The 12,799-nt window shown below is 51.4% G+C and carries 13 protein-coding genes and 1 riboswitch; of the genes, 4 read left to right on the top strand and 9 right to left on the bottom strand.

Going from position 1 to position 12,799, the window contains the following annotated elements; translation table 11 throughout:
* The first annotated feature begins 587 nt into the window (after window positions 1-587).
* A riboswitch (cobalamin riboswitch) is annotated at window positions 588-782 on the top strand.
* Between the two features lie 404 nt (window positions 783-1,186).
* From J7M22_07415 to cobT, 3 genes are read left to right on the top strand one after another with little or no spacing between them, the layout of a single operon-like run.
* Window positions 1,187-1,504, top strand: a complete 318-nt coding sequence (locus J7M22_07415; protein MCD6506441.1) for a helix-turn-helix domain-containing protein — start codon at window positions 1,187-1,189, stop codon at window positions 1,502-1,504.
* Window positions 1,489-1,929, top strand: a complete 441-nt coding sequence (locus J7M22_07410; protein MCD6506440.1) for a type II toxin-antitoxin system VapC family toxin — start codon at window positions 1,489-1,491, stop codon at window positions 1,927-1,929. Before J7M22_07415 ends, J7M22_07410 begins: the two co-directional genes overlap by 16 nt.
* A 42-nt stretch (window positions 1,930-1,971) precedes the next feature.
* Window positions 1,972-3,009 carry a nicotinate-nucleotide--dimethylbenzimidazole phosphoribosyltransferase gene (gene cobT / locus J7M22_07405; protein ID MCD6506439.1) on the top strand — a complete coding sequence of 346 codons (1,038 nt, stop codon included), beginning with the start codon at window positions 1,972-1,974 and terminating at the stop codon, window positions 3,007-3,009.
* A 30-nt stretch (window positions 3,010-3,039) separates the two neighbouring features.
* Here cobT and J7M22_07400 read toward each other — a convergent pair whose 3' ends face one another.
* The 5 genes from J7M22_07400 to J7M22_07380 form a co-directional block, all read right to left on the bottom strand.
* Window positions 3,040-3,522 carry a type II toxin-antitoxin system VapC family toxin gene (locus tag J7M22_07400; protein MCD6506438.1) on the bottom strand — a complete coding sequence of 161 codons (483 nt, stop codon included), beginning with the start codon at window positions 3,520-3,522 and terminating at the stop codon, window positions 3,040-3,042.
* A gap of 3 nt (window positions 3,523-3,525) precedes the next feature.
* Window positions 3,526-3,735 (bottom strand): AbrB/MazE/SpoVT family DNA-binding domain-containing protein, encoded by a 210-nt coding sequence (locus J7M22_07395; protein MCD6506437.1) that lies wholly within the window; start codon window positions 3,733-3,735, stop codon window positions 3,526-3,528.
* Window positions 3,736-4,120: 385 nt separating this feature from the next.
* A complete protein-coding gene (locus J7M22_07390) occupies window positions 4,121-4,648 on the bottom strand; it encodes a glycosyltransferase (protein ID MCD6506436.1) in 528 nt (175 codons plus the stop codon).
* Window positions 4,645-5,886 carry a hypothetical protein gene (locus J7M22_07385; GenBank protein MCD6506435.1) on the bottom strand — a complete coding sequence of 414 codons (1,242 nt, stop codon included), beginning with the start codon at window positions 5,884-5,886 and terminating at the stop codon, window positions 4,645-4,647. Before J7M22_07385 ends, J7M22_07390 begins: the two co-directional genes overlap by 4 nt.
* 14 nt (window positions 5,887-5,900) lie before the next feature.
* The gene (locus J7M22_07380) at window positions 5,901-7,310 is read right to left on the bottom strand and encodes a hypothetical protein (GenBank protein MCD6506434.1); all 1,410 of its coding nucleotides are present in this window, start codon (window positions 7,308-7,310) and stop codon (window positions 5,901-5,903) included.
* A gap of 226 nt (window positions 7,311-7,536) precedes the next feature.
* Here J7M22_07380 and J7M22_07375 point away from each other — a divergent pair, with 226 nt between their 5' ends.
* Window positions 7,537-8,055, top strand: a complete 519-nt coding sequence (locus J7M22_07375) for a bifunctional adenosylcobinamide kinase/adenosylcobinamide-phosphate guanylyltransferase (GenBank protein ID MCD6506433.1) — start codon at window positions 7,537-7,539, stop codon at window positions 8,053-8,055.
* Here the strand turns inward: J7M22_07375 and J7M22_07370 are convergent.
* Genes J7M22_07370 through rhaI form a run of 4 tightly spaced genes read right to left on the bottom strand, consistent with a single transcriptional unit; the run spans window position 8,018 to window position 12,790 of the window.
* Entirely contained in the window at window positions 8,018-9,019 is a 1,002-nt protein-coding gene (locus J7M22_07370) for a carbohydrate kinase (protein MCD6506432.1), read from the bottom strand. The genes J7M22_07375 and J7M22_07370 overlap by 38 nt on opposite strands.
* Window positions 9,020-9,029: 10 nt before the next feature.
* Entirely contained in the window at window positions 9,030-10,061 is a 1,032-nt protein-coding gene (locus tag J7M22_07365) for an NAD-binding protein (protein ID MCD6506431.1), read from the bottom strand.
* A 12-nt stretch (window positions 10,062-10,073) separates the two neighbouring features.
* Window positions 10,074-11,588 carry a hypothetical protein gene (locus J7M22_07360; protein ID MCD6506430.1) on the bottom strand — a complete coding sequence of 505 codons (1,515 nt, stop codon included), beginning with the start codon at window positions 11,586-11,588 and terminating at the stop codon, window positions 10,074-10,076.
* Window positions 11,579-12,790 carry an L-rhamnose isomerase gene (gene rhaI, locus J7M22_07355; protein MCD6506429.1) on the bottom strand — a complete coding sequence of 404 codons (1,212 nt, stop codon included), beginning with the start codon at window positions 12,788-12,790 and terminating at the stop codon, window positions 11,579-11,581. Before rhaI ends, J7M22_07360 begins: the two co-directional genes overlap by 10 nt.
* Window positions 12,791-12,799: the final 9 nt, after the last annotated feature.

The raw sequence follows: 12,799 nt of genomic DNA, 5'->3' as shown, positions 1-12,799 counted from the left end.
TCTGATCATACAGCCGAAGGAAGGTCTCTTCACTCCTATCCCCCACCTGGAAGATCACCTTCTTGCCATCCAAAACAGCAGTCCAGATCCAGATGCTATTTCTCTTATCTCCCTTGCGTGCTCCCACGTATGTCCACATCTCATCCAAGGTGATCTCCTTCACTGTTTGATCCTTCAACTCCTTTTTTCTCCTCCCGACTATTCTCAACGCCCAGTGGGCTTTTTTTAATCCATACATAGACCGTGCCTGCTTTGACCTGCAAGGCTCTGCTCATCCCTTTGCAATACATTCGGATCGCTTGTTGCTTGATATGATTCAGATAGACATGTCGAGCCGCCTCAGGCGTGAAGCGGTGAAAGCAATCATTGCATCGATAGGTTTGTTTGCCATTGGCATGACCGTATTTGATACACCAATTAGAGCCGCAGTGGGGGCAGCGGATATCGTGTCGGTATACTCTTCCTCCTATCGAGGTGGGTATCGATAGTAAGTATACCATTACCGTCATCTATAGAGAATACCAAACCGGAATGTTTATTGACCTGGCCGGGAGGTCTGTGTATAATCCTCGTGTTCACGAAAAACGAGATACGACGCAGGTGCAGGTGCCGGGGATAACCCGGAGAATAGGGAAGTGCGGTGAAAATCCGCCGCGGCCCCGCCACCGTGATCGGCGTTAACCTCTCCTCTCGAAAGCCACTGGAGGGCCCGTTAAGCCCTCTGGGAAGGCGAGGAGAGGTTGCCGTAAGCCGGGAGACCCGCCTGCACTGAGGAGTCTCACAGCTTTCGATGGGAAGCTGTGGGATAGATCTTCGATCCCCGGTTTTCCCTGAAAGCCGGGGATTTTTGTTTCTCTCCTCGGATATCCCCGCCCTGCATCGTGAATGGATCGCTCATATTTCCTTTGGGTGTAGTTATGCTGACGATCAACCTCCTATCCCTTTCACGCTTAGAGGTTAAGCTGCGTTTGCCGGCGCACTTAAGGTGAGACTGGGAGGCCCGAACAGCTATTTCGGCGAGCTTGTCGAGAAACCGTACATTGGGGATGAGATCGATCCTTTAAGCGTTGGGAAGGTGAAGGAGGTCCGGAAGATACGTGCTTCCCGTCTACGGGACTTCCTTCGCAGCTCCAAAGTTGAGAAATGTTGAAAGATAGTGTAGAATTGCTGCAGGAGGTGATTCGGAATGGAAAAGGAGGCATACTCCATCAGCGATATCGCCCGTAAGCTAGGGGTTACTAGGAGAACAGTCTTCAATTGGATCAAAACCGGGCAGCTGGAGGTGATAAACATAAGCCTGGGAAAGAAAAAGCCGACATATAGGATAACAAAGGAGGCGCTTGAGAAATTCATCCAGCTTCGCAGGGTGAAAACCACTCAACGGGATTTGCCCCGACGCAAAGGGGCAGCCGAGAGAATCCTCTCTAAAAGCTTCAAACTTCAAGGTCTAACAACGGATGAGCTTATCAGGATAGGAAGGGAGGAGAGATGGAAGAGGGTGTGATCGTGCCAGATGCGAGCGTTGCCCTGAAATGGAAGCTCGATGATGAGGAGTACGTCGATCAGGCTCGAACGATGCTCCTCGATTTCAGCCGGGGGAGGATTGAGCTGGTGGTCCCCGATCTGTTCTTCGTTGAGATCTCAAACGGGATGAAGGTTGCGGTCAGGATGGGCAGGATAGATGATGGGAGCGCGAGGGAGTTCGTAGAGGAGGTGTTGGAGCTGAGTATGGAGACGATAGGGGCTGAGGAGCTCGTGTTGAGGGCGACAGATCTCGCTTTCGTTTACGATAGATCGGTATATGATAGCGTCTATCTGGCTGCTGCGGAGAAGATAAGCTGTCGATTTTTCACTGCTGATAGGAGGTTATATAATGCCTTGAGGGGAAAGGTGGGTTATCTTAAATGGATCGGGGAATATAGCTCCTGAGCTGAGGGAAATATGAACGACTCGATATAAGGAGGTCGAAAGATGCGCAACGTCGAGCTTGAAAAGCATATATGGGATCACATCGACAACCTCACCAAACCCATAGGCAGTCTTGGCGAGCTTGAGAGGATAGCCGCCAAAATCGCCCTCATCCACGACTCGGTCAAGCCGAGATATCTCGAGAGGAAAAGGGTATACGTCTTCGCGGGCGACCACGGCGTGGTTGAGGAAGGTGTCTCGGCTTACCCGAAGGAGGTCACCAGGGAGATGGTGTATAACTTCCTGAGGGGAGGAGCTGCCATAAACGTCTTCGCCAGACACGTGGGAGCCGAGGTGTTTGTGGTCGATGCCGGTGTGGACGCCGAGTTCGAGCCCCACCCGAAGCTGATCATCGGGAAGGTGGGGAAAGGCACGAGGAATTTCACGAAAGGCCCGGCGATGACGCCTGAGCAGGCGGAGCTATCGCTCGAATACGGCCGACAGATAGCCTCAGTATGCCTGAAAGAGAGGGTTGATATCGCCGTTGTGGGCGATATGGGGATAGGAAACACCACAACCGCCACCGCCATCGCAGTGGCGATGGGGATACCGATGGAGGACGTCTTGGACATTGGGACGGTGATCGATTCGGCCGGGCTTGAGAAGAAACGCGGTGCTGTCCTAAGGGCGATCGAGCTCAACAAACCCGATCCGAACGATCCGATGGACATCCTGACGAAGGTCGGAAGCTACTGCTTCGGCGAGATGGCGGGGTTCATATTGGGGATGACGAAGGGAGGCAAACCCGTCGTGATAGACGGTTTCCCGACGACCGCAGCGGCATGTATCGCTCATATGATCGATCCCAACCTGAGCGATTATCTCTTCGCCGGACATAGATCCGCGGTCAAGGGACATGCAGTGCTTCTTGAGAGGCTCCAGCTCAGGCCGATCTTAGATCTCGATATGAGGCTGGGCGAGGGGACGGGCGGGGTTCTGGCCCTTTCGATCATAGATGCCGCCGTTAAGATGGCCAATGAGATGGCCACCTTCCAGAGCGCGGGCGTCTCGAAGGGGAACGAGATACCGGAGGAGAGATGATATCTACTACCTATCACCCGGGAAACCGGCTCAATACATAACCTGAAGTTCGGGGAAGTAGGAGCCGTAATATCCTCTATCCCTCGTGAGGAGCCTATCAGCATGTAAGAGAGCATGAGCTCCTATCAGAAAATCCGTTACTATATGTTGCCTCCAGACGACTATCCTCCCGCAGTCAGGACATCTAACATCAAAGCTCCTTCCACACTCAGGACAGATGATGTTTCTCCCCCTCCTTGATATATACAGATTCCAGGCTTCAGCGGCTCTGAAGAGCGACTCAACACTTGATGGGACAAGCTCTACCCCGATATCAGAGAGAAAGGAGAGGATGTCACTTTCCCCTCTCCCTCTTCTGAAAAATACAGATGAGAGTTCCGCCATCACTACCTCGCATATGATCAGCCTCCCTTCCTCCCCAGCCCTTATCAAGTTCTCCCTTGATCTATCGACGAACCTTCTATCGGCGAGGAGAATATCCAGAAAGATGTTCGTGTCCACCGCCGTGGTCAATTTCTACCTTCCTCTCATCTCCTTGATGATCTCATCAGTTTTCCCTTCACCTAAAGCCCCTATCCATTTATCGAGGCTGACAACTTTTTTCTTCCTCAGAATACAATTTCCGTCTTGAAGGATAAACTCAACCGTGTCACCCCTTTTGAGTCCCAGGATATCCCTTATCTTTTTGGGTATAGTGACCTGTCCCTTCTTCGACAGCTTGGGCATACTGATCACCTTCTTCTTGGTAATTCCTGAAGTGCACCCATTTTTGGGAGATCTTATTGGGGAATAACCCATCCTCCTCTCCCTGTCCAGAAGCTATCAGCAGTCAGCTTGGCTTCTCCGCTGTTTAGATTTTTACGGAAGTATAGTATACTTAACTATCACCACATGTCAAGCTTTTGAACGGGGTAAATGGGACTATAGGGCTTTCAACTTGGTTGGCCCTTTCGATCCATAGACGCTGCCGTTAAGATGGTCAACGAGATGGCCACCTTCCAGAGCGCGGGCGTCTCAAAGGGAAACGAGATACCGGGGGAAGGATGATATCTACCACCTATCAGTATCCGAGAAACCGGCCCAGCATAAGGGAAGAAATACCGAAGAAAGCTCAATCGTGAAGATGTTGAACGTAAACATATGGAAGGAAACCGATTTCCCATCCCATTTGACGCATATCAAAACAACAGTTAGCGCATTCGCATTGCCCTGCGAGCTGTTTTCTACCGATTTTCCCTGCATTACGATGGTCTACGAAGGTGATCTGATCTAGGACCACTTTACGGAACAAAACGCATGACATGTCTACATGCTCGGCCTGTAGAAAATCCTCTTCAGTTTTAAAACCTAGTTGAGGATGCTTACAAAGAGCAATGGCTCCATAATTTGAATGAGTTTTAAGGAATTCGATCATTCGCTCTAATGCTTTAGGTGGGAGAACTATGTCATTGTCTAACATTAACACGAACTCCGATTTCCCATATTGTTTGACCTGGTTGCGGGCATCGGCATACTGGCCTCCGGAAAAGCGGGTGGAAACCCACAAGCGAAAAGGGATTCCCTGCTGAAGGATTCCTCCCAGGACCTCTTGAGGGATATGGCGTCCCTCTTCAATTGGCATGACAATGTCGATGATCATGACGCCCTAATTTTTATCTTTCCCCAGGAAGTAGGTAACTTTCCTCTTGGAGTAACCACCTTCACAGCTCGCTTCAACAAGATTCCAGGTTGTCCACCAACCCACAGAACCCTCGTTGCTAAATCATATCCAAGATAGGATATCCAGTCATTATGTTCCCATTCAATTTTCCAAGTTTTGCCACCATCAGCTGTATGAAGAATCCAATATTTCCATTGGTGAGGAGCCGACTTATACCCTGCCACCCATCCCTCCCCGGCACTTGTGAAATAAAGGAGTTCATAGGTGCATCTATCATGGTCAGGAGATCGGTTAGTCCAAGTACGCCCACCGTCTTGTGTGAATAAGACAACATTATTCCCAACAATCCACCCATGCCGGGTATCCACGAAATCTATGTCTTTCATGATGAAGCCAGGAGGATAACCTGTCTCTAACCTCTTCCATGTTCTGCCACCATCGCTTGTCCGGTATATCCACCTTGTCGCTGCTAAAATCCATCCATCTTTATGATTGACAAAATCGATATCTTCCGGCGCCCCAAAAGAGATACCACCGGGGTCATGCCAAACAAGGCCTGTGGGATAGACGTCAATCCGCCCTCTCCATGTCCTGCCACCATCGTTGGTGAATAAAAATAGGTTCCCCGCCACCCATTCTGCAATATTTTTCCCTCGCACGCCCTTATCAGAGTTCACAAAACCGAGTAACCATCCCCTCTGTGAGTCTAGAAAATAAACCTTTGTCAGTACCCTGTACTCGAAGGGTTCTTCAGGCTCTATTTTACTGATATAGGCGAGATTGACGATTTTCCCCTTTTGTAATTGCCAGCTCAGCCCGCCATCCGTTGTATGATAAAGTTCAATCTCCTCCATCAGGGGAGCTCTTAACGCCCAACCGCGGAATGGCCTATCGCGGAACGTCCATCCCTCCAAAGGGCTGATGAAAAAAGCTCGTTCATAGGGAAAATCTGTCAGTTCTTCCCGCCAGGTTAGTCCACCATCGGTGGTGCGAAGAAGGAGCGTCTGACCAGACCAACTATCCTTACCCGCTGCCCAGCCTGTATGTGAATCTCGAAAATGCACGATCTCTATTCCGGCGAATTTATACGCTGGATTGCCGGGATGAACTGGCATCCATGGGCTTTCAGCCAATGTAAGCAAAGGGCATATTGCTAACAGCAAAGATCCTACAAAGACCTTTACGGAATCATCAAAAGCGACTTTAAATCTCCGCATGGCTTACTCCATCATCACTGCTTAGTCATGGTAATCGGTCCATAATTAACCCCATCAACTACCAGATAGCAGTAATAAGTTCCGCTTGAGACGATTTCACCTTGGTTATTTTTACCATCCCAATAAGCAGAAGTCCCATTCAATACAGGTCCTTGAGTCTCAGTTCCATTCTCGAATTTCCCTTGAGGGGATATACCTGTATATCCCTCATCAATGGTTCGAACCAATTGGCCGTTGACGTTGTAAATTTTAAGCTGAAAACTTGCTCGTTGAGCCAAGTGGTAGGGAATACGCGTACCACCTGTATCATCACTTTTATGGGTGAACGGATTGGGATAATTCTGCAAAATCTGGTTAGAACCTGGAATTGCATCAGAGATTCCCTCAGTTTGAGCTTCGGGCTCATTTTGAATAGCTTCTGCCCAACAGGGGGAATCCGATTGTGTCCAGTTATTCTTCGCCCAACCGGACTCTGTTGCTTTTGGTTGTTCCGTCTGGGTCATGTACCATCCGAGGAACCAAATCCCATTGACTCGTACTTGGCTGAGAACCACACGAATTTGCTTGTGCATATCTACATGCCCCGGTTTAGGAAGTGAGGAGCCATCCGGTTGTTTCTTTTGCCAGGCTTCCAAGACAGGTTGGAATTTCAGATTTGGGTAACTTGTAACAGGGAATACATCGTTGAGATTGTTCATGAACGTCTGCCATTTCCTCCACGGTGGCCAAACGGTATATTTCCAGTTGTTGGCTGACCACGGATAGTAGTAGGGCATGAAGATAGGTGTTGCATCGGAAGGGAAAGCGTCGACCCAATCCTTCAGCTTGTCTGGGATGCGGTGGTGCCAACCTTGTTCATCAAGATACCAGAACATATCACCGTCGATGTCATCCGCCCAGAAGAATGGCCAGTTGACCCCTTTGCATTTCTGGGCGGTGTGCACAGTATTTATGACCTCCTTCCATTTCTGAACTGTGTGAGTGTCCTTCTTGGGAAGTCCATCATCGTCCAAATACCAACCAGCAACTAAGCTCTTCTGTGCAGACGTGAGATTATCACAGATATAACGCACATAGCTATCTAGCTCTGGCAAGCTCCACCCTCGCTCAACATATAGGCCCGTCAGAGGACGAGAGATAATACCTTTGAGATTGCCATTGCCGATTTGGTTGTTAGCGTTCTCAATGGTTTTAACGTAATTCGCCCACGCGATCGCATTTCTCTCTGCTCTGTTAGCGCCAGCCGCTCCCCAATTGTTTGAAGTATCGAAATCATATCCGTAAGAATGCAAACGATTACAAGCTTGGTACGCACTGACAGAATCGCCTGTATAGATATTCACAAAATCGTTCTGAAGCCCTGGTAGGGTGGGGTTTTGAACAGCCATCATTCCAACATCAATGCAATGATGAATCTTCGCCATCGTGATCCCCCCTTGAATCATTAAAAAATAGAGCTTTCCATTCTATTTTTTATATATTATACTACTACTACCATATGTCAAGCTTTTGAACGGGGTAAATGGGACTATAGGGCTTTCAACTTGGTTGGCCCTTTCGATCCATAGACGCTGCCGTTAAGATGGTCAACGAGATGGCCACCTTCCAGAGCGCAGGCGTCTCAAAGGGAAACGAGATACCGGAGGAGAGATGATACTCATACTGGGTGGAGTGAAATCCGGCAAGAGCTCGTTTGCTTTGAGAAAGGCCCTTGAGCGTCCTGAGCCGAGGGCGTTCGTGGCGACGGCGGAGCCGATCGACGAGGAGATGCAAGCCCGGATAGAGAGGCACAGACGGGAGAGAGGTGAGCTCTTCGAGACGTTCGAGGAGCCGGTGGAGCTTCCCGCACTTCTAAAGAGGCTTTCCCGATACAACGTCGTGGTTGTGGATTGCCTCACCACCTGGCTGGGAAATCTATATCATTACGGGATAGACGTTGAGAGATACTCCGATGAGCTCATCTCATCGCTTAACGGCAACGAGGTGATCGTCAGCAACGAGGTGGGGCTTGGAGTGATAGGCGCCGAGCCCCTCACCAGATCCTATGTCGAGTCGCTCGGTCGCCTTAACGCTCGTTTGGCCCAAGTTGCCGATGAGGTATACATGATGATCGCCGGGATAGAGATGAGGATCAAACCAAGTTCGCCCGAACGATCGAATGGGTTTTAAGGAACGCCTCGATCTCCCTTTTGGTCGGCAGCGAGGGGATCACACCTACCTGTTGTGTCGCAAGGGCGCCGGCCGCGTTGGCGAAGGCCATAACCTCACGCAGATCATCTTCGTCCAGATCATCCAACCTCGATCCTAAATCCCTCTCCATAATGGCGTAGAGCATCGCCGCAACGAAGCCATCGCCCGCCCCCAGCGGATCCACCACGTCGACCTTAAACCCATCCAGATATCCCTGAACCTTGCCGTTGTTGAAATAGCATCCCCTCTCGCCTCTTGTGACCACGACGAGCTTGACTCCCATCTCGAGTATCCTTCTGCTGCCGCTTTCCAGATCGTCCGTGCCGGTGATGAACTCCCATTCCTCCTCGGCGAGTTTCGCCACGTCGGCCATAGGCATCAGCTCCCATATCCATTGCCTTGCATCCTCGGCTCGATCCCACAGAGCCAATCTCAGGTTGGGATCGTATGAGATCATCGCTCCACTATCGCGGGCGATCTCAACCGCCCTGATCGTCGCCTCGCGGCTTGGAGAGTGACTGAGACTAACGGAGCCGAAGTGAAGCAGATCGGCTGAGGCGACATATCCTTCGTCTATCTCCTCGGGCCTCAGCCTTATATCGGCGCCGGGGTTGCGGTAGAATATGATCTCCTTACGACCGTCCGATCTATTTGCCACGAACGCCAGGGTGGTACGGGCATAATCGTCGAAGATCAACCCCTCAACCTCAACGCCGTTTTCCACGAGCGTCTTGCGCAGGAAACGACCGAACGGATCATCCCCCACCTTGCCTATAAACCCCGCCTTAGCCCCGAGTTTTGCGAGACCCACAGCGACGTTAGCGGGTGCGCCGCCCGGGGCCTTGTGAAATCCGGGACATTCGCCCAAAGGCACGTCGATCGTCGTCGATACGAAATCTATAAGGAGCTCACCTATGGATATCGCTTTGAAATTCGATGACATCTTCCCCTCCTTATCGTACCTGAGGTCTACGTCTGGCGATGACGATCAAATCATCCTCTTCCTGAAGCTCAAAACCCCCTTCTGGATTGGTGAAGAACTGATCACCTCGCTGGACCGCCAGAACTATGGCGTCATATTTCGACTTCATGATCCTGATAGCGTCGCTGAACCTGTGTCCGATCAAGGAAGGAGGGCAGGGGATCCTGTAAAGCTGGTTGCCGAACTTGTTGCTCATCAGCTCGAATATCACGCGCGTTATGCCGTGATCCAAGACGGCCTGGCCCAGCAGCTTGGCGGCGAAATCGCTCTCGACGATTATCTCATCCGCCCCCGCCCTTCTGCAGTTATCTGCGTTTTCGGCGCTCTGTATATGCGCGCAGACGTATATATCGGGGTTCTCGTTCTTCAAAACCAGCGTCGTCAGGATCACGGATGCGTCGCGTGAGGCGGGAGGGATCTTTTCGTCCGGCACGACTATCGCCGCCTCAGCCTGTCTGAAAAGGGCCATCTCAAGCTTGCCGAGTTCCGAGGGATTGCCGCTGACGAAATATATGTTCATCTCATCCACAGGCTTAAGATCCAGATCCGCCACTATCACGATATTCTTTTTGGGGAGCTCGGCTCGTATCTCGGATATTATATCCGGCACGGTGTGGTTCCATCCGCATATGATGATATGCCCCTTCAATCCCTTGAGCGGTTTCAAACCCCTGTCCTCCTTCGTTCTCCTCTCGACGAAGATGCTGGCGATCGTCGCCGTGAACATGCCCAGGAAACCTATGCCAATCAGCATAACCATGGCGCTGATGATCCTCCCGGGCGTCGATACCGGATATTTATCACCGTATCCGACCGTGGTCATCGTGACGATGCTCCACCACAGCGCATCGCCGAACCCGCGAAACATCTCAGAGTTGCGGGTATGTTCGACGAGGTATATACCGATAGCTCCTAGGATGAGGAGCATCAGGGTCATGAAGACAAGTCTGCCTATGTGATTCCGGGTTATGAACTTGAGGAAGATCTGTATGACGACGGGCATGAGAGCACCCCTTCAATTCGCATAGTGGATCGCGCCCTTAAGGGCTTTAGCGTGAAGGGAAAGCTCGGCTTCGAATTTCGATATCCTCCTTGAAGCCTTCTCATCCCCCACTCCGGACCGTATCTCGCGTACGATTGAAATTTTATCCATAATGTGCCCGGCGTACTCCATCAGCTCCACCCCGCTTGCATCGACGGGATCATATCTCTCGTCCTCTATAAAGAGCTCTGCCATCTCCTCAGTGCCGAAGTAATTGCGACAGAAGAGCCTGACTTCCGATTTCACATCGGCCTGGAGGTCCCAGAGCAGCATCGGGTAGATGAATATGGTCGGTGATGTGAACCGCGCCAGATATCCCACATCCACCCCCACGGCGAAGGTGTCGATCTCCCTAACCACTAAACTTCGGTAGAAGGCAAGATCCTTCCTTATGATCTCAGGTATGAAGGGCAATCGCCCCTGCCAGGGTTTAAACCTGCCCCTCCCGAAGAGGGATGAGTCGAGCCAGTATCCGAGAACTTGTGTCTCGGCCGGATCGAAGACCTCCACAAGACCCTCGACAATGGGCCCTACCGAATCTCCGTTTCGGGTTCCCGGGGGTGCGTTGACCGGGTAGGAAAAGCTCCGATGGATGGGGGCCATCTCCAGGAAGACCCCCTTGACCGGCTTGATCTGCCTGGGAATAGCCCATGTGCTCCAATATGCCAGAAAGGCCATCCTGTAATCATGTCTGATCTCTCGAAGGAAACTCGCCATCTCGTTTGTGAAGGCCAAGGCCAGATCCTGGATCGAATATCGCTCCTGACCAGGAGCAGGCTTTAAAACGCCATCGGCGGGCCAGAGATGCAATTCTCTTATCTTTTCGGGTAATATATCCAACAGCGCCCTTGTCCTCTCCCTACTTCTATCTATATCCCATCGGTCGATGGAGATCACGTCCTCGTAGAAGTGGATTTTCAACCCGAATTGAAGCCCGTTATCCTTAGTCAGGTCCTCCATCTCCTCAATCCCGTCGAGCGAGTGGAGGGAGATCGTGTTGAGCTTGACCTTAGGGGCGAAGTTGAGCCATCCCATGAAAGCGGTGTTATTCCTGTGTATGACAATTCCACGCCTGGTGAAGTCTGGCTCCTCCCTTACATCCAGCCCTTTCAGATTGAGAGTTCGGAGGAACGGGATGAACTCCCCGTCGGGCGAGGGGAAATACCATCTCACCCCGAGCATCCATAAGAGATGATAGGCTCCATATAGGGTTCCCCTATCACTGCCCCCTACGATAAACAGTTTCCCGCCTTTCTCCCTTATCAGGAAGCCGTCCTCGCTTAGCGAATTCGCCTCGCAGCTCAAATGGGGGTCTTCGGACAGAGCGGCCGATCCGATATAGATCCGACCATCTCCGAGCTTAGACGGGTATCCGACCGTACGAACCTCTCTGCCCGTCATCAATTCCAGGTATCTCGCTAGCTCGTCGGCGACGAAGAGCTCCACACGTGAGGGATTTGGTGCGACGACGACTTCCCCTATGCCCATCCCTGGCTCTCACCTCCCACTCGTTGACGGCATATCTCCTCGTAATAGCCGCTCCGCCTGAAAGCCTTCAGGGGGTCGGGGTCAAGCCCCATTTCCCTCCTTATCTTCCAGAGCAGGGGCCTTACATCGGTCAGATATGCCTCCTTCAGTATCTCCTCGGCATCCACAACCCTTCCCATTTCCTGAGCCTCACGCAGGGATTTTCGATCCACGATCAGCGCTTTAGCATAGGCCCGTTGAAGGGTGTCCACAGATTGGATCATAGCCTCGATCTTCGGCTTGATGTTATGGCTCTGGTCTATCATATAGGCCACGTCGGACTCCAGGTTCGGATCCAGTTCGACGGAGACGAGCTCGTTATAGATCAGAAAGAGCTCATATGGATTGATCGATCCCACCGTCAGATCGTCGTCTGCGTACTTCTTGCTGTTGAAGTGAAATCCCCCAAGTTTGCCCTCGTCCAGCAGCCAGGCCACGATGAACTCGATGTTCGTTCCCAGCGGATGATGGCCCAAATCGATGAGAACCTGAGCCTTCGGTCCCAATTTTTGCGAGATCAGATATGCCGTGCCCCAATCACACAGGTCCGTATGGTAGAAGGCCGGTTCGAAGAACTTATATTCGAGCAACATCCTTGTCCCATCGGGCATCGCATCGTATACCTCCTTGAGCGACTCGTATAGATACCCCTTTCTCCTGCGGAAGTCGTCCTGACCGGGATAGTTCGTCCCATCTGCCAACCAGACGCTAAGTGCGGTGGAACCGGTGATCTTCATTATCTCGACGCATTCGAGCATATGATCTATGGCTTTGCGTCTGACCTTCGGATCTGGGTTACAGACGCTGCCCAGTTTATATTCATTATCCTGGAACAGGTTGGGATTGATGGCACCTATCCCGATTCCCAACTCTTTGGCGTAATCGCTCAACGCCTTCCAATCATCCACCTTATCCCAGGGGATATGCAGAGCCACCGTGGGGGTTACGCCCGTGAACTTATGAACCTGGGCGGCATCCTGGAGCTTCTCCCACACATTCCTGGCAGCTCCTGGCTGCTTGAAGACCTTAAACCTGGTGCCCGAGTCGCCGTAGCCCCAGGAGGGCGTCTCGATATGCTGAGATTTAAGCTTAGCTTTGACAAGCTCCACATCTATCCCCTTGGATCTTAATTTCTCCTCCAATGCGCTATAAAGCTCTTCCATATTCCCCTC

It is taken from the genome of Candidatus Poribacteria bacterium (assembly GCA_021162805.1).
Taxonomy (GTDB): domain Bacteria; phylum Poribacteria; class WGA-4E; order B28-G17; family B28-G17; genus JAGGXZ01.
The sequence above is the reverse complement of the archived record's forward strand: the minus strand, read 5'-3'. Positions and strand labels throughout refer to the sequence as shown.

What these genes read in the sequence shown, in the direction of transcription:
- J7M22_07365 (MCD6506431.1), bottom strand. Translation starts at nt 10,061, where the DNA reads ATGCCCGTCGTCATACAGATCTTCCTCAAGTTCATAACCCGGAATCAC.
- J7M22_07395 (MCD6506437.1), bottom strand. Translation starts at nt 3,735, where the DNA reads ATGCCCAAGCTGTCGAAGAAGGGACAGGTCACTATACCCAAAAAGATA.
- J7M22_07375 (MCD6506433.1), top strand. Translation starts at nt 7,537, where the DNA reads ATGATACTCATACTGGGTGGAGTGAAATCCGGCAAGAGCTCGTTTGCT.
- J7M22_07410 (MCD6506440.1), top strand. Translation starts at nt 1,489, where the DNA reads ATGGAAGAGGGTGTGATCGTGCCAGATGCGAGCGTTGCCCTGAAATGG.
- cobT (MCD6506439.1), top strand. Translation starts at nt 1,972, where the DNA reads ATGCGCAACGTCGAGCTTGAAAAGCATATATGGGATCACATCGACAAC.
- J7M22_07415 (MCD6506441.1), top strand. Translation starts at nt 1,187, where the DNA reads ATGGAAAAGGAGGCATACTCCATCAGCGATATCGCCCGTAAGCTAGGG.
- J7M22_07370 (MCD6506432.1), bottom strand. Translation starts at nt 9,019, where the DNA reads ATGTCATCGAATTTCAAAGCGATATCCATAGGTGAGCTCCTTATAGAT.
- J7M22_07385 (MCD6506435.1), bottom strand. Translation starts at nt 5,886, where the DNA reads ATGCGGAGATTTAAAGTCGCTTTTGATGATTCCGTAAAGGTCTTTGTA.
- J7M22_07360 (MCD6506430.1), bottom strand. Translation starts at nt 11,588, where the DNA reads ATGGGCATAGGGGAAGTCGTCGTCGCACCAAATCCCTCACGTGTGGAG.
- J7M22_07380 (MCD6506434.1), bottom strand. Translation starts at nt 7,310, where the DNA reads ATGGCGAAGATTCATCATTGCATTGATGTTGGAATGATGGCTGTTCAA.
- rhaI (MCD6506429.1), bottom strand. Translation starts at nt 12,790, where the DNA reads ATGGAAGAGCTTTATAGCGCATTGGAGGAGAAATTAAGATCCAAGGGG.
- J7M22_07390 (MCD6506436.1), bottom strand. Translation starts at nt 4,648, where the DNA reads ATGATCATCGACATTGTCATGCCAATTGAAGAGGGACGCCATATCCCT.